Raw genomic sequence first — 16200 nt, 5'->3', positions numbered from 1 at the left:
AGTAAATGTTACTTTTTATAAATTAATAATACTAGCGGAGAAATCGTAAAGGCGGGATAATTCTGAACGGTCATTACCAGTTTTTGTATGTCGTTTTAATTGTAGGCTTCTTTTTATATCGAAGAATCAGGCGTTCCATTGGTTTTCAGCCTTATAAAGCAAAAAGGCTGATTGCGAGGACTCTCATTTTTTCATTACTTGCCTTATTATTAATTGCCGGATGTGTAAACCACCCTATTTCCTTTGTGTATACACTAATTGGAATAGCTCTGGGAGGGATTCTGCTATTCTACGGAATCAGGCACAGCACCTTTGAATTACGCAGCGGAATCATTTATTACAGGACTTCCATTTGGGTAGAATCTCTAGTACTCCTTCTATTCCTAAGCCGTTTTATATTCCGTTTTCTTATCCTTATACAAATAATGGGACAGCAGAAGAACAGCTTAAACAGCTCTCAGTACTCCCAGCATTTCATGAAAGATCCATTAACAATCGCAGTTTTTTTCATTTTGGTTGTTTATTACATTGGCTTTTATCTTTTTGTTTATAAAAAAGGGAAAATCAAGAACCAGGAAAACAAAACCACACTGATCAGCTAATAAAAAAAGACAGGGCTTTGGGCACTAAAGCAGCCTAACTCCTGTCTTTTTCAGGTTTTTCAGCAGCTTAATGTGAACCATTTATCTAATTAAATTGATCTAATCAGGCATTATGCTGCGTTATAATCTTACGATGTACTGATTTCTTCTAAATTACTATGATAAGGATTAGTTAGGGGGAAGTTAAATCTTCTATCGAGGTATTGAGTGCAGGATGGAAGAGTCATTTCGAAAACGCGAGTATATGTTTGATGAACACTATGACCGTTACCTCAGCCCCGCGGGAGAGCCATAATGTTAAAAAATCAAGAAGGTTTGATGCAACCCTTTACAATCTCCTACTAATTTTTTGAATGTATCGAGTTTTTTTGTAAACACACTAGAAAATTGGGCATTATATATATGCAAATTATTAATTTTAAAGAGTTTTGTACTCGAAAGCAGAAAACTGCCTGTGGCGGAACTTACAGTGAACTCTGAGGCAAATATATCTGATAATGATTTTAAAATAACTCATTATCCTAACATCGTTTTATCTGCTGAAGCAACTGAAGAACAGATTCATCTGCACAAAGAGCGACAGAAGCAGCAGATAAAGGGTGTGATGTCGGCAATATATTGAAAAAAGCAGATGTTAAAATTGATGTTCAAGCCAAAGTTACTTCAAAATGATATTATTTCAGTACGTAAACGTCAGTGTATAAGAAGATAAAGATTAATATCGTTATAACGTAAAAAAGACTATCGAAGTTGGTTTATACTGGCGTACCCACTCAAAGAAAACTAAAGACATGTTTTGGCATTTATTATTTCGATCAAAAGAACCAGTTACTTTATTATGAACTGGCTCTTTACTGGTCATGTAAGCATCAGTGCTAACGATACCGTTCTTCTTTAAAAGGATTTGCTGTCATCGAATAGCCAAGCTCTTCCCAAAATCCTGCCTCGTCCACCTTCATAAACTCAATCCCTGACACCCACTTGGAGCCTTTCCAAAGATAAAATACTTCTGGTGGAATAAACCTTAGCGGATAGCCATGTTTTGGATCAATATCCTGCCAATCATTATTTTTATCCTTCCAACGGTATACAAACAAAGAATCGTCCCCTAATAAGGGCTCGAGCGGCAGGTTTGCAGAATAACCAAATCTGTCACCATTGTAGTAACCGTAAATTTTGATGTATTTTACATCCTCATTGATTTCAACAAATTTCAATAACTCCCTTAGTGCAATTCCTTCAAATGAAGTATCAAATTTAGACCAGGTGGTAACACAATGCATGTTAACGGTTGAAATGGTCTTCGGAAGCTCCATGAATTCATTATAGGATAAGAACTTTTCTTCTTTTACCTCACCAAAAATTCTGAAATTCCATGTGGCTTTATTAAACTTGGGAACATCCCCATTGTGTAGTATCGGCCATTTTTGTGTTTCGAATTGGCCGGGTGGAAGCTGCTTTCCCATAATACACCATCCTCTATTGTTTTTGATAAGTCAGTTTTGAGCCACTTTTATATCATTTGATCACATAAAAAATGAGCCACATGATTTCCAATTCTATTGACCTCTCTTATGATAGGAAGTGACCAAACTTACTGCGTTTGAGAGGAAGAACTGCATGATCGAAATGGCTCAATTCCATAATATCAAATTCTTAAAAGATGTTGAAGGGCTATCCCAAAGGCAAATTGCGACAAAACTTAGAATTTCCCAAAACACCGTAAGTAAATATCTTAAAAAAAACACTGCACCAACAATTGTGTTGCGAAAAAAACTTGTTCGGAACTAAGGAATATTCTCCCCAAACGTGTAAAACCAATCATTGATCAGTGGCTTGAAGATGATCAAAAGACTTGGAAAAAGCAAAAACATACAGCCATCAAAATTTATAAGAGAAATGTAGATGAATATGATTTTAAAGGATCTGTCTCCAATTTCGGAAAATCGTTGCTTGCTGCAACTGCATTTACTTATTCTGTCTTATTCATCTTCAAGCACCTCGTTATTTTATTATTAGATATGTATAAAAGATAGAAAGTCATAAATCTTTTATTATTCAAGGAGCAACAAAGAACGAAGAAAGTCCCCTATTGTTTGGAAGGACTTGTTCGTCATGCACAATTTCGGTAGTTTTTTACATAAAAAAAGACAGCAGAATCGCCGCCTTAAATTTAAGTTGCATCATTAGATAAAACTATGTGAGGATAATGGATAATTTTAAATTCATTATATGATATATTTGCCTTTGAGTTCACTGTAAGTTCAGCAACAGGCAGGTTTCTGCTTGCAAGTACAAACGTAAGAGTTGCTGTATAACAAGTAGTTACCGAAGAAACAAGAATTTCTTTTGGATTTGCTCCATCCCCGCTTCCTACTATTGATACAGGTATAGCAATTTTCGTTTCAAGGAAGTTAGCATTACGCTTTCCAATTCCCTCTTACTCCGTCATTCCAAACAGCGTTCACATTTACTTTCATAATAGCCATATTTATGATTACTCAGAAAAAATAATGGGTAATCGCAAATTTTTCACGAAAAAGAAAGTTTCCATACACGGTGAAACTTAATTCAAAAAATCATTTGTATAAAGTTTAACGTACTACTTTAACAAGTTCATTGATGGAGTTTAACTTGGAAGAAAGCTCAATAAACCATGCTTCATCCCCCGTTAATAATGCCAAGTCTATCAGAAATAGAATTTGTTCCTTGTTTACGGCCTTAGAAAGTGGAAGTTTCCTAACATTTTTACTTAAAGTAGAAATTGTTTTGCCAAGCACTTCACGATTGTCACTCGTAGCAACCGTTACTTTAACAACTCCATCGAGAATACTCTGAGACTCAATATAACCAATTATTAATTCCCCATCACTTAATTTCCCCTTAATCCAATCACCTGTTTTCAAAACAGAATCACCATTCGTAAACATCCTTTTTCACCTTCTTAAGTTATTTTTTGTATTATATGAATGTACCCAAGAAAGTACCTATTTTTAAGCTACAGTGATCGGGGATTTATCACCCAGATGAACCTGTAATTTTTTTATGATAATTAAGAAGTTCACGGCCATTAGTCACAGCTTTTGTTCTTGATTTACAAGATCGACAACTTCTTTAATTGTATAGTTCTTTAAATACACACCCAAATGTTCCTCAGCGCCTAAGAAAATTCCAAATAATACACTTTTCATATTCGCGCCCACAATACACTTTTTATTTGAATCAGGACACTTAGGCTGCAGAGCGCCTTCAGAAGTTATCATATATATATCCCAAAGATTAACTTCGCTAAGGTCTAAAGTAAAAATAAATCCGCCGCCGGTTCCTTCTTTTGATTTTATAAATCCATGTTTTTTTAACAAGCTTAGCACTTTGCGAATGCGTACCGGGTGGACACCAGCACTCTCTGAGATAGCATCACTTGTTGACATCCGGTCTGACTGCAACGCAAGAAAAGTTAAACTATGAACGGCAAGCGTAAAATCACTATTCATGGCCCTGCCCCCTAAGAAATAAAAAAGCGCTTTTAGTATACTGTAGTCCTTTTCACTTTTTTTAATAGTTATAACATAATGTAATAATAAATATTACAGTTTGGATTGTCAAGCAGTAATGGAAACATGCTGTAACCACTTTTTCCATGAAAAAGCAATTCTTAGTTTTAAACGTTGAGGGTTTGAAATATTGCTTTTTATTTTTTCATATTACTTGGCGACTTTTTGCCATTGCATGTTTGAAAAAGTGCAAAGCCTATGGGGCAAAAAACTGCAAATTTCTTCATCGTATTAATCCAACCTTATTTTAAATTTCTGATGTTTGACTAAGAATACCGACTGTAGGTAAGAAAGTACAATCATAGCGATATTTATCTAGAAAAAAGTGATTAAATAAATGGAGTTCTCGGAATCTACTTCTTCGCTTTGGTTAATATTGAAGAATCTTTTTTCCTTGTTCAAGAAACGGATCCGGATAATATACAAAGGAAACAGTTCCCCTGCTTTAATGTAAAAAAAAAGAAAACATATATTTTATTGATCTAACATTTTATTTGTTTAGATATTTTACTTATAGATCTTTTTGATCAACGTTTAGTTCAATCAAATTACCATCTGGGCCGGTACGAAAATCCGAGGGAATCCACTTTTTTTCAGGAATATCATAATAGTCCTCCACTCTAATTGAAAAAGTGACCTTCTGTGTTGGTTTCGCTTTATCTTGACGAATCGTCTCTGAAATCGAGCTCGACTATCAAGTGGCGCTGCTGCCCCCTATCTCACAACCGGCACTTTGAAAAGGACGAGGTATTTCTTCAAAAGTAACTTTCCCGTAAAATTCTTTTCCTCTCCCATTATTAATACTTACATTGTGGAGACATTTATTTCTAATCTAAACCTTCACTTTTTCTTTTTAGATATTTTATTTTAACCTTAGTCATTTTCGAACCAAAGATCACTAATCCCCTCCTCCACAAATCTAACGGAAATAGCACAACCGCAAAATGAAATGAGAACTTTTCAACGGTGCATACCCACTAAAGTGAAATTTGAGAATATCAGTTAATTTTTCTTGACTCGATAAACTGTAAACATTAAAATTACAGTAATTCCTTTCGAACTGGAAGCAACCAATTTGAAAAGTGCCTTTTAAAATAGTTTAGTTTTTTAGGGACATTTACCAGACCTTTACTTAGTAATGCCTATACTGTAAACTATTTTATTACAGTACGTTTTATAAAAAACAAACTGTATTTTTTATTACATTAAAAGGAAGAATAATTTTGATTTTCTGTATGCATTAAAATTATAAGAAAAAATTGGAGGATATAATAATGGCTATCTCACACGTAACAGATCAAACATTTAGTACTGAAATTAAAGAGGGCTTAGTTTTAGTGGACTTTTGGGCACCATGGTGTGGTCCTTGTAAAATGATAGCACCTGTATTGGAGGAAATCGATGGTGAAATGGGTGACAAAGTTAGAATTATCAAGCTTAATGTTGATGAAAACTCAGGAACAGTAGGAAAGTTTGGAGTCATGAGCATTCCAACGTTGATTCTATTCAAAGACGGAGTGGCTGTAGATAAGGTTATCGGGTTCTATCCAAAAGAAGCTATGACAGAAATAATTTCAAAGCATATGTAATACAGACTTTTAGAAAGAGGATAAATCTATATCTGAGCATACACAAAAGTATTTGATATACCATTCTCATTGCTAGACCTTTCACCGATTGCGCGTTGGAAGTTCTCCAGTTGATGCTTTTCGCAACACACTAGAACTTGCACAGCTCGCAAATTGTTAACGACCACAGGTAAAAATACGAATATATGAAAAAGTGTTATCAACAAATCTTTTTCTTTTTCAGGAGGAAAAAATAATGAGTAAAAAAGCACTCTTAATTATACCGCCAGAACGTTTTAATGAAGATGAGTTATTCAAACCAAAAGAAGAGCTTGAAAATGCAGGAGTCGAAGTAACCATTGCCAGCACCGTGTCAGGTGAAATTACTGGTGACTATGATGGGAAAGTAACTGCTTCGGTTATCTTTTCAGACGTATCGCCCACGGAATTTGATGTTGTTTCGGTAATTGGAGGATCCGGTACAAATGATCATTTATGGGGAAATCAAAAATTACAAGGCTTTTTGAAGCAAGCTTACATTGAGAAAATTCTCGTTACTGGAATTTGTGCAGGGGCTGTAACAGTTGCTAAAACTGGTTTGCTTTCTGGAAGAGAAGCAACTTGCTATCCAGTAGATGTTCAAAAGAACGAATTGAAAGCTGTTGACGTTAAATATGTTGAACAACATGTTGTTGCCCATGATGATATTATTACTGGCGATGGTCCACAAGGTGCGAAAGAATTTGGAAAAGCCCTTGTTAAAGCATTACGTTAGTTCTACATTAAAACTTTTGGTAAAATAAAATAATCAAGTGTTGGTTTATATTATTTTCACTAAAAGCAGTATGTAATATTGATTTCAGATACAACCTAAAAAGAATTTTTTAAGGAGGATTCATATAATGACATTAAAAGGAAAACGTGTGGTCGTAATAGGAGGTACTTCTGGTATCGGATTATCCGCAGCAAAAGCATTTCTTGATGAATCTGCTCAAGTCATTATTGCAAGCCGTTCTGATGCAAAACTATCGGAGGCAAAGAATGTAATTGGTGGTAATGTGGAAGCGTACAAAATTGATTTTCGCAGTGAAGAAAAACTGGCTGACTTTTTTAAAATGGTAGGGAAATTTGATCATCTTGTCGTTACGGCAGGTGAAGGTGCAATGGGTCATTTTAGTGACTTACCTGTTGCGGATGTTAGAGAAGCGTTTGATAGTAAGTTTTGGGGGCAATACTTAGCCGTTCGTGCTGCTATTCCGTACTTAAATGATACCAGTTCTATCACATTGACCTCTGGTGTTTATGGAATCCGTCCACCACAGGGAGCAACTACACTTGCTTCGATCAATTCAGCGATCGATGGGTTGGTTAGGGGGCTTTCAGTAGACCTGGCCCCTATACGGGTAAATGTTGTTTCACCTGGTATCGTAGACACCCCACTCTACGGAGGGATGCCTGACGAGCAAAGACAAAATTTATACAGCAACATTGCACAGCAGCTGCCTGTTAATCGCGTAGCACAGCCTGAAGACATTTCTGAGGCCTACGTGTACTTAGTGAAAAATGGTTTTACAACTGGTACTGTTCTTCTTATTGATGGCGGGGCTCACTTGGTGTAAGTGAGTATTATAATGTTATTTTTGTGGCTATACTACAACAATGTATAGCCACATTTATTTTTTAAATAATAATCCAATTTTTCAATAAATGGTAATAATTGAAGAAATGCAGTTCGAGAAAAACAAGGTGAGATATGAAAGGAATGATGAAAATGAGTTTACCTGACCATGAAAAAATAGTAAGAATTAAGCATACCCTTGAAAAACGTGGAGTAACTTTACCTGATGGAACCTTTCTTCCAAGTATTGGTCAAGGAACATGGTACATGGGTGAAAATCCTCAAGCGAAAAACAAAGAAATCAAAGCTTTGCAGCTTGGAATAGAACTAGGCATGAAGCTAATCGATACGGCTGAAATGTACGGAAACGGCGATTCCGAACGTTTAGTTGGCGAGGTAATCAAGGGGCGCAGAGATAAAGTTTTTTTAGTATCGAAAGTATACCCTCATCATTCCGGGTTAGATTTGATTGAAAGCGCATGTGAAAATAGTCTAAAACGACTTGGAACAGATCATCTTGATTTGTATCTTTTGCACTGGAGAGGCCGTGTTCCTTTAGAGGAAACGATTGAAGGAATGGAAAGACTGCGCAAGGATGGTAAAATTGTGAGATGGGGAGTTTCTAATTTTGATACGGATGATATGAAAGAGTTGTGGGATACAGCTAACGGAAAAAATTGTGTAACAAATCAAGTGTTATATCATCTGGGTTCCAGAGGAATTGATTATGATCTCCTGCCATGGCATCAAGAACATAACATGCCAATTATGGCCTATAGTCCCCTGGCCCAAGGAGGGACCTTAAGAAGCCAATTACTAAGCGATCCAACCCTCATTGAGATTGCAGAAAAATACAATGTGCAGCCATTACAAATTGCTCTTGCGTGGACCATTCGTTCGAACAACGTAATTGCTATCCCAAAAGCTGTTAAGGAAGAACATATTTTAGCCAATGCTCAAGCTGCTACTATTCAATTGACCATAGGAGATCTGAACAGACTTGACGAGGTATTTCCAAAACCACTAAGTAAAATACCTTTGGATATTATATAAAATGAATGGGGACAAAGGATCTGTACTCTTTGCCTAGGAGAACTTGTCAATGTCCCCTTCTCAAACTCTGATTTGTCAACAGAGTCCTAAAGTACATTTCTTCACATGCTTTCCCCATTTGATTCCTACAATTTATAGCCAATTTCACGAAGTGTTTTAATATAAACGATTCATCATCACTTTTTGTGATTTACAAAAAAATAAGAGAACATTTTGGGATTCCTGGCAATAACGAAAGCCAAGAAAGAGATTTTACAGTTTTATCGCTATTATTAGGCAGCTGAAACCGTGTAAATGAACTTACAAACCTTGGGCTTCGTGACCTGGATTTTGATGAAAATCAAATTCATGTACTGCGTAAAGCTGGCAAACATGATGCAGTGGCTGTTGCCCCTCTTTCCATGAGTTCGATAATAGAAAGACGCATAATTTCCCTGGTACTTTTAGATAAATCTTGTACTGTGGGCTGTAATTCAGGTAGAAAATCCTTACGTTTCCCCTTTTCCTGAATATCCTCTCTTGGTATTCCCAGTTCACAGAAATCACAATAGTAAGAGGAGAGCAATTGCTTTATCCTGCTTCCGCAATAAGGACATGTTTTCATACTCCTTCCCCTTTTTTTATCAAATTCGTTTTTTCCTAGAACGAACTATTTAATACTTATTATATTCCTTCATTATAGAACATATGTTCTTTTAAATAAAGCATAAAATGACTCACTATTACTATCTGTTTCTAAAATGTTACGGCTTCCATTATTATGGCAGCCAGACTGCAAAAAATAACAAGGGCATAGCTCGTTATTTAGATGACTTATCTTCTCTCTAACTTTTTAATTTTACTCTTAACTGAGTATAATTCGTCCTGGTACCGCGTGAAGGGGATTTTGATAAAATTGGGTATTTACCGGAAGTAAGCGATTAGATATAAATGGAGTGTAAAAACGAAGCTTAGTGAGTTTTCCAGGTATAAATCTTTCCAACTTATTACGAACCTTGATTCGGGAAATAGCACTTGCGACGAAAGCCACCCATGATGATACTCCATGCTTACCAGGAAATTCTGTATTCACCTTGTAGAAATTGTTTATCAAACTCGTAAGCATATTTACATCAATTTGGCTATTAAACCTAGAACATTAAAAGAATACTTTCCTTGTCTGCTAACTATACCCAACCTAAAAACAAAAAACGTTCAAATAAGGATTTTAAAAGGAAAATATCAAAAAGAGCTCGTCAAATTAATAAACTGATGAAGAGAGTACGGAATTTAACCATTCCGTACCCTTTTTGTCTACAATCTAAGAATCCCATAAAGGATTCCCAACTCAAAATATTATTTTGCTAAAATAAAGACTATCGGTGGTCTTTTAGTAAAATGACTTCCTCCACCGCACTAACAATATCCTTCCGTGTCAACTTATAAAATTCTTTTAAGTATTCGACTTTCCCAACCTGGCCAAATTGTTCCTTGACCCCAATTCGTTTCAAATGTGTTGGACAATGCTCACTTAATACCTCAGCTACTGCACTTCCTAAACCACCGATAACATTATGATTTTCTGCCGAAACAACCGCTTTTGTTTGTTTTGCATATTTGACAATCAGATCTTTATCAATTGGTTTAATTGAGAACATATCAATGACAGTTGCTTGAATTCCCAAACCCTGCAGAAGGTCTGCTGCCCTTAACGATTCTGCAACCATAATGCCGCTAGCGATAATTGTCACATCACCGCCTTCACGGAGAACCTTTCCCTTGCCTGATTCAAAGGTTTCACCTTCATCATAGAGTTTAACGGCATTCTTTCGGATAGTGCGAATATAGTGGATTCCGTACTCTTTTTCAATTTTCCTAAGTAAGTAGCCCAGCATTGTAGAATCGCTTACTTCATAGACATAAGCATTTGGAATCAGGCGAACGAGACCCAGATCTTCAAATGCCATATGGGTACCACCGTTATGTTCAGCTGTGACTCCCGAATCGGAGCCTAAAATTTTCAAATTTAGTTTTGCATAGGCGCCTGAAACAAACAACTGATCGAAAGCGCGACGTGTAGCAAATTGAGCAAATGTGTGCAGATATGGAATTTTACCAGTAAGGGCAAGGCCGGCTGCAACTCCCATCATATTAGCTTCCATAATTCCGCAGTTAATTATTTGATTAGGTATTTGATTGATAATTTTATTTGTTGAAATCGCGCTCATTAAATCAGCTTCTAAGGCAATTACATTAGGATTGTTTTGGGCCAAATCTAGAAGTGTATTTGCGTATATTTGGCGCATTTCCACTTTTTCAAGTTCATAAGATTGGAAGGATGTTTGAATCATAACTTCACAGCCTTTCCAATTTTATTTTCTAACTGCACAATGGTTGCTGATATTGCTTTTTCATCCGCTTGACTTGGCCGAATATGATGATTATCAAACTTTTCTTCTAGATAAGGAACACCTTGACCTTTTACAGTATCCAAAATAATCGCTATAGGCTTAGCACTTTGTACTTTTCCTTTTTCAATTGCTTCATAGATTTCTTTTAAAGAACTGCCTTCCACTTTTACAGTAAAAAAGCCAAAAGCATTAAACTTCTCTTCAAAATCAAGAGGATCAATAATCTCCTTTGTTAAACCATCAAGTTGTTTCTTGTTGTCATCCACAAAGATAAAAAGTCGATTTAGTTTGTGGTGAGCAGCAAACTGAACAGCCTCCCAGCACTGACCTTCATTTAATTCCCCGTCCCCCACAATGCAAAAAGTAAAATTCTCCTTATTAGTTAGCTTATGGGACAATGCCACACCAACAGCTGCGGATATCCCTTGGCCTAATGACCCAGTTGTCATATCAACTCCAGGTGTTAAATTCCTATCAGGATGAGATGGGAGTATTGTTCCGTTTTGGTTTAAAGTATAGAGGACTTCCTCTGGGAAAAATCCTTTTAAGGACAAAGTTGCATAAAAGGATGGGCCGCCATGTCCTTTTGATAAGATAAAATAGTCCCGATTTCCCATTGAGGATTTCCGGGGTCAACCTTCATCACTTCACCATATAAAACTGATAGTACTTCAATAATAGATAAGCTGCCTCCGTAATGACCAAATCCTAAATGAAATAGTTCCTTTAAGGTTAACAATCGAATTTCATCCCGAAATAGTTCTAGATTCTTATAGTTAACACTCACCCATATTCCTCCCCGATGTATTTTGGCATGTAAAGAGTTATTATTGCTATGAGCTCTTTAGGGTATTTACTTTATTAAATATTCAATAAATTTAACCGAAGCCTAGTCACCCTTAGTTTTGAAAAAAACCAAAGAATAATCCTCACCGATGATAATTAAGCTGTAAACCTCAGTAATCATTCCTTCAATGTAGGTTAAGCCGCTTTTTGCACCTAAAACGAAAGTGAAATAAAAAACATTATATATGTTTTATGTTAAAAAATTGGTCAAGAAGAGGCAGCCTAATTTTTGGTAAGCTGCCTTTTTATAAACCATCCAACACTAGTCGTTTATACTTTCGAGTAAATACTTTACCGCCCATTCATGAGGAAGTTTAATGGTTAAAAACAAGATAAGAAACATTTTTTTTGAACAAACTGGTTTAGCTAAACCTCACATCTCATCGCGAGGTTATTATATAAGGAGGTGATATTAAGCAACTATACTCGAGTCATTAGAGTTGGCCCGTTTTTTACTCTGTAATGTGATAAAACTGGCAAAAGCGAGGAGAATTGCACAAACCACGATGGTCAGGATATATGCACCCGCTACTCCCATCTTCGCGATGCTGCCTGCGAGGATACCAACCCAACAGAAATCAGCGTCACCAAAAGTAGTATTCTCTAGACCTAAATGGCCTAAGAATGCTAAAAGCAATGCCGGTAATAAAGTAATCAGTAGACCATTCACAAAAGCTCCAACTATAGCCCCGCGACGGCCACCTGTTGCATTTCCAAAGACACCCGCTGTACCTCCATCAAAGAAATGTGGCACCATACCTGGAATAATTAGCGCCAAACCAAGCGGGCCCATGAAAAACATTCCTATGATGCCACCAACAAGACTTGCAATAAAACCTACAATAACCGCGGTTGGTGCAAATGGAAATACCGTTGGGCAGTCAAGTGCTGGTAATGAGTTGGGTACAATTTTACGAGCAATCCCTTCAAACGCTGGAACAATTTCAGCGAGCATCATGCGCACACCCATTAAAACGACAGCAATGCCTGCTCCAAACGTTAAACCTTGAGTAAATGAGTACATGATATAGTTACTGTCCTCTGTATATTTCATAATAGAGTTTGCACCAGCAATAACCGCTAGAATAACATAGATGATAATCATAGTGAGGGTAGTCATGACCAAAGAGTCTCGCAAAAATCCAAGTTTTGGTGAAACTTTGATTTCTTCAGTAGTCCGGCTGTTTTTCCCCACCAACTTTCCAATAGCGGCAGAAATGATGTAACCCAGCGAATTAAAATGACCAAGCGCAAACTCAGCACCCCCTGTCACCTTTTTCGTAAATGGATGTAACAAGGCTGGCATTATGGTGCCGATAGTTCCGAGAAAAATTCCACCTAGAATTACTTCATTGGCCCCTGTAATACCTGCACTTCCAAGAACAACGGCCAACACGGTTGCCATAAAGAACAAGTGATGACCCGTCAAATAAATTTTAAAGGTGTGATGCGCGCTAGAATCAAATTAATAACAAATCCCAAAGCCATAATAATGGCTGTTTGAGCCCCAAACGTTTTCTGGGCCAATGCAACAATCGCCTCGTTGGTAGGAATTACGCCACGCAAATGGAGCCCGGACTGCACCATGTCGCCGAGTGGAGACAAGGCACCAACTATAATATTGGCTCCTCCACCCAAAATTAAGAAACCCACGATGACCTTTAGTGTACCGGAAACGACATCACTTATAGACTTCCGTAACGCAATGAGACCAATTAACGCCATAATACCAACAAGTAATGGAGGCTGGCTTAATATCTCATTAACAATAAATTGCAATACTACCATGGTCAATTCCCTCCCTATTTAGGTAACACCTTCATTAACTTTTCCTTCATCTCTTGTTTATCAACGTAATTTTTGATTTCAATAATTGGAACATGTTTGTCTGCCAGCAAGTTGGAAAACTCTGAGGAAGTGACAATAATGTCCGCAGGCTCCGATTTTGCCGTACCAATATCTGACGTGGCAACGGTTGCATTGATCCCCAATTCCCTTAATACACTTTCAATCGTCATTCGGAGTACCATGCTACTTCCAAATCCCATTCCACACACTGCTAGAATTTTCACCATACATCACTTTCCCTTCTTATTTACACTTTTGTTATATTAATACCTCAGATATAATATCTATTATTTCTTGTACATTCCGAGCGTTACGAAGATCCAACATCGACTTGTCATCTGCCAACAACCGCATTAAGTCTGCCAATGCCTCCAAATGCTGGTGTTGATCCACTGCGCCGAATGCGATTGCAACATCAACTGGATCATTATCCTTGTGCCCAAATCGAATCCCTTCTGAAAGTGTAACTAAACTCATACAAACACGTTTTACACCATCTTGTGGTCTTGCATGCAGAATAGCTACCCCAGGAACAATGACCATGTAGGGGCCATTTTGGGTTAAGGAAGTCTTCATCGCATCAACGTATCGGGGTTCTACAGCTCCCGTGCTAACGAGCATATTACCCACTATTTCAACAACTTCTTCCCGATCATGGGCGTTATATTGAACTTTAACACTGTTTTCAGTTAATAAACTGTGCATTCTGTAAACCTTCTCTCCATCATTAAGCTCAGTATTTAATTGATTTTCTTGCCTGAAATCGTCCTTGATTGTCAGATAGGGAATCATTTGGGACAACATCCTGTCAATTTTATCCTCTACTACGTCTACCCTGGAAATCTGAAATTGTTGCTGAATAGTTTCCCTAATTTTTGCATTTAAATCTAAGACGGCCAAAGGTAAACCAGTCATCCCATATTTTTGCCCTACCCAATGGCTAATTCTGTCACGGTCAATCTCAGGTAGCAGTGGATTAACTACGATGTATGGGAACTGCACTTGACCTAAAGGTACTGTCGAGACGATTAAATCTGCGCCAAACTGTTGTACATCCTGAACTTGAGTCATGTCGATGGTGCGCAAGACATTTAAATTGCTTAGATTTTCCTTAATTCGCGAATGGAGAATTTTACCTGTCCCGATTCCGCCAGCACACACGACTATGACATTGATTTGACTTTTATCCATTTGCAGGTGAGGCCTACTTCGTACAAGAGCCGCTCCAAAATGCAACGCGATAAAGCCAATCTCTGCAGTATTAATGGATTTCCCCAGAAACTCTTCTAGACACTGCCCGGCGATGACAGCCGTATAATATTCCAATGCATGTTCCGACTTGATATCCTTAAGTAAGTCATTCTTGATAGAAATATCGTTTAAAAGACGGTACACCATAGGCTTTACATGAATCATAAGGCCATGAATCAAATCCTCATCAGCACTCAGCACCATACCTAAAGCTGCATCAACTGTTGTCAACATCTGCTTAACTAAACCACCCACAAATGCATCTGTTTCTAAGTTATAGTCCTTTTGCACATCGAATTGAGTCGGGGTATATGTTCCAAGCAAGTATAGAGTAATGAAAGCAACCTCTTCTTCTGGAAAGTCCAGTTGGAACACCTCACGCATCCTTACCGCAAAATCAGTTGCAAACTCATATTCCTTTGTATCCTGCAGATGCTTAAGATTCTTTTTTGTAAATGAAATCATCTTGCCTGATCGAATTCTTTTCAACATAATCGCTAGATAGAATAAAAAACCTGAACTTGAAAGTTAATGTTCGAGGGTATTCTGTAGCTGTAATTTGAAGAATTCCTACCAAGCTATCCAGGTCATCTTGGGTCACCAAAGACCATAGGACACAGGGATCAGTTTGCTCACGTAACATAAGACTAATTTCCTCTATCCCGTCTAAGAGAGAAATTTCCCCAAACCGTTTACATGTCTCAATTGAAAGATTGTAACAGGCATACCGTAAAAATAACTCTTGACCTTCCACTTTTGCCCCGTAATGTGGCTTACGTATGAGTTGAAGGCCAATTTCAGTCAGCCATGCTTCCGCCCTGTCCATGTCCCCATATATCGTGCGCGAACTAGCATTCAGAAGATTCTGAATTTGTTTAACGACAATTGGTTGATTCTCCGTCAACAACACCGCGAGCAGACGGTACATACGACTGTTGGGGTCTGATTCGTAACTATTAGTACGTGCCCGCATTAACTGCTGTTTTAAATAAGTTTTCTGCTTTTCGTTAAACTCCAGCCATACACCTGGCCGTTGATGTACCAACCGAATCCCTAACGGTTCACATGCCTGGGTGATATTCTCTAAGTCATACCGAATGCTTCGGTCACTAAGACCATATCGAGCAGCCAAGTCACGAGTAGTTATTTTCCCTGACTGCTCAAGTAAGTCCAGTAAGATTTCTTTAGAACGTGATTTAAGAGTTGTCAAGTTCGTATATGGTATGTCGATTTTAGCACTCTCCCTTCGAAAATCACGGAAATGTATTGCAGTAATTCCAATTAATGAAAACCCTTACATTTTTTATTTTATTTGCATTAATATACAAAATCAATAATAAAAATTTGCAATTTATTTCCGCTATTATTCCGGAAGAAGAGGTTTGTTTTTTTATAAAACAAACGAATTAACTGAAATACAAACATGCAATATCCACATATAGGTTTAAGGATTAGGATAATACAATTGAG

At 37.3% G+C, this 16200-nt stretch carries 18 protein-coding genes and 1 pseudogene; 7 read left to right on the top strand and 12 right to left on the bottom strand.

The annotated features are described in order from the left end of the window. Nucleotides 1-83: 83 nt before the first annotated feature. Together ACN6MY_RS11820 and ACN6MY_RS11815 are read left to right on the top strand one after the other, a co-directional pair. On the top strand, nt 84-602 hold the full coding sequence (locus tag ACN6MY_RS11820; protein ID WP_419880386.1) for a hypothetical protein: 519 nt from the start codon (nt 84-86) through the stop codon (nt 600-602). Between the two features lie 454 nt (nt 603-1056). Next, nucleotides 1057-1224, top strand: a complete 168-nt coding sequence (locus tag ACN6MY_RS11815) for a hypothetical protein (protein WP_419880385.1) — start codon at nt 1057-1059, stop codon at nt 1222-1224. Between the two features lie 253 nt (nt 1225-1477). Here ACN6MY_RS11815 and ACN6MY_RS11810 read toward each other — a convergent pair whose 3' ends face one another. After that, complete coding sequence (locus ACN6MY_RS11810; protein ID WP_419880384.1) at nt 1478-2068, bottom strand: molybdopterin-dependent oxidoreductase; 591 nt, start codon at nt 2066-2068, stop codon at nt 1478-1480. Between the two features lie 154 nt (nt 2069-2222). Here ACN6MY_RS11810 and ACN6MY_RS11805 point away from each other — a divergent pair, with 154 nt between their 5' ends. Continuing rightward, nucleotides 2223-2393 carry a helix-turn-helix domain-containing protein gene (locus ACN6MY_RS11805; protein ID WP_419880383.1) on the top strand — a complete coding sequence of 57 codons (171 nt, stop codon included), beginning with the start codon at nt 2223-2225 and terminating at the stop codon, nt 2391-2393. 382 nt (nt 2394-2775) lie between these two features. Here ACN6MY_RS11805 and ACN6MY_RS11800 read toward each other — a convergent pair whose 3' ends face one another. From ACN6MY_RS11800 to ACN6MY_RS11790, 3 genes are all read right to left on the bottom strand, one after another. Further along, the gene (locus ACN6MY_RS11800) at nt 2776-2946 is read right to left on the bottom strand and encodes a hypothetical protein (protein ID WP_419884148.1); all 171 of its coding nucleotides are present in this window, start codon (nt 2944-2946) and stop codon (nt 2776-2778) included. Nucleotides 2947-3196: 250 nt separating this feature from the next. Next, entirely contained in the window at nt 3197-3532 is a 336-nt protein-coding gene (locus tag ACN6MY_RS11795; protein ID WP_419880382.1) for an IDEAL domain-containing protein, read from the bottom strand. A gap of 144 nt (nt 3533-3676) precedes the next feature. After that, complete coding sequence (locus tag ACN6MY_RS11790; protein WP_419880381.1) at nt 3677-4096, bottom strand: RrF2 family transcriptional regulator; 420 nt, start codon at nt 4094-4096, stop codon at nt 3677-3679. A gap of 1334 nt (nt 4097-5430) precedes the next feature. Here ACN6MY_RS11790 and trxA point away from each other — a divergent pair. From trxA to ACN6MY_RS11770, 4 genes are all read left to right on the top strand, one after another. Continuing rightward, complete coding sequence (gene trxA / locus ACN6MY_RS11785; RefSeq protein WP_419880380.1) at nt 5431-5745, top strand: thioredoxin; 315 nt, start codon at nt 5431-5433, stop codon at nt 5743-5745. Nucleotides 5746-5980: 235 nt separating this feature from the next. Next, nucleotides 5981-6499, top strand: a complete 519-nt coding sequence (locus tag ACN6MY_RS11780; RefSeq protein WP_419880379.1) for a DJ-1/PfpI family protein — start codon at nt 5981-5983, stop codon at nt 6497-6499. A gap of 127 nt (nt 6500-6626) precedes the next feature. Beyond that, nucleotides 6627-7343 (top strand): SDR family oxidoreductase, encoded by a 717-nt coding sequence (locus ACN6MY_RS11775; RefSeq protein WP_419880378.1) that lies wholly within the window; start codon nt 6627-6629, stop codon nt 7341-7343. 152 nt (nt 7344-7495) lie between these two features. Next, complete coding sequence (locus ACN6MY_RS11770) at nt 7496-8395, top strand: aldo/keto reductase (RefSeq protein WP_419884147.1); 900 nt, start codon at nt 7496-7498, stop codon at nt 8393-8395. A 346-nt stretch (nt 8396-8741) separates the two neighbouring features. Here ACN6MY_RS11770 and ACN6MY_RS11765 read toward each other — a convergent pair whose 3' ends face one another. The 8 genes and pseudogenes from ACN6MY_RS11765 to ACN6MY_RS11730 all read right to left on the bottom strand — a co-directional run bounded on the left by ACN6MY_RS11765 (nt 8742) and on the right by ACN6MY_RS11730 (nt 15940). Then, a complete protein-coding gene (locus ACN6MY_RS11765) occupies nt 8742-8999 on the bottom strand; it encodes a hypothetical protein (RefSeq protein ID WP_419880377.1) in 258 nt (85 codons plus the stop codon). A 751-nt stretch (nt 9000-9750) separates the two neighbouring features. Continuing rightward, entirely contained in the window at nt 9751-10725 is a 975-nt protein-coding gene (locus ACN6MY_RS11760; RefSeq protein ID WP_419880376.1) for a transketolase family protein, read from the bottom strand. Beyond that, the gene (locus tag ACN6MY_RS11755; RefSeq protein ID WP_419880375.1) at nt 10722-11402 is read right to left on the bottom strand and encodes a transketolase; all 681 of its coding nucleotides are present in this window, start codon (nt 11400-11402) and stop codon (nt 10722-10724) included. Before ACN6MY_RS11755 ends, ACN6MY_RS11760 begins: the two co-directional genes overlap by 4 nt. Continuing rightward, nucleotides 11330-11572, bottom strand: a complete 243-nt coding sequence (locus ACN6MY_RS11750) for a hypothetical protein (RefSeq protein ID WP_419880374.1) — start codon at nt 11570-11572, stop codon at nt 11330-11332. The genes ACN6MY_RS11755 and ACN6MY_RS11750 overlap by 73 nt, the downstream gene beginning before the upstream one ends. A gap of 471 nt (nt 11573-12043) precedes the next feature. Then, nucleotides 12044-13419: pseudogene (locus ACN6MY_RS11745) on the bottom strand (PTS ascorbate transporter subunit IIC). Between the two features lie 14 nt (nt 13420-13433). After that, entirely contained in the window at nt 13434-13679 is a 246-nt protein-coding gene (locus ACN6MY_RS11740; protein ID WP_419880373.1) for a PTS sugar transporter subunit IIB, read from the bottom strand. A 58-nt stretch (nt 13680-13737) separates the two neighbouring features. Continuing rightward, complete coding sequence (locus ACN6MY_RS11735; RefSeq protein ID WP_419880372.1) at nt 13738-15195, bottom strand: BglG family transcription antiterminator; 1458 nt, start codon at nt 15193-15195, stop codon at nt 13738-13740. Beyond that, nucleotides 15167-15940, bottom strand: a complete 774-nt coding sequence (locus ACN6MY_RS11730; protein ID WP_419880371.1) for a helix-turn-helix domain-containing protein — start codon at nt 15938-15940, stop codon at nt 15167-15169. The genes ACN6MY_RS11735 and ACN6MY_RS11730 overlap by 29 nt, the downstream gene beginning before the upstream one ends. Nucleotides 15941-16200: the final 260 nt, after the last annotated feature.

The organism is Peribacillus sp. B-H-3 (genome assembly GCF_048572925.1).
Taxonomy (GTDB): Bacteria; Bacillota; Bacilli; order Bacillales; family DSM-1321; genus Peribacillus.
Note: the sequence above shows the minus strand (reverse complement) of the source record. Positions and strands in the feature narration are given on the sequence as shown.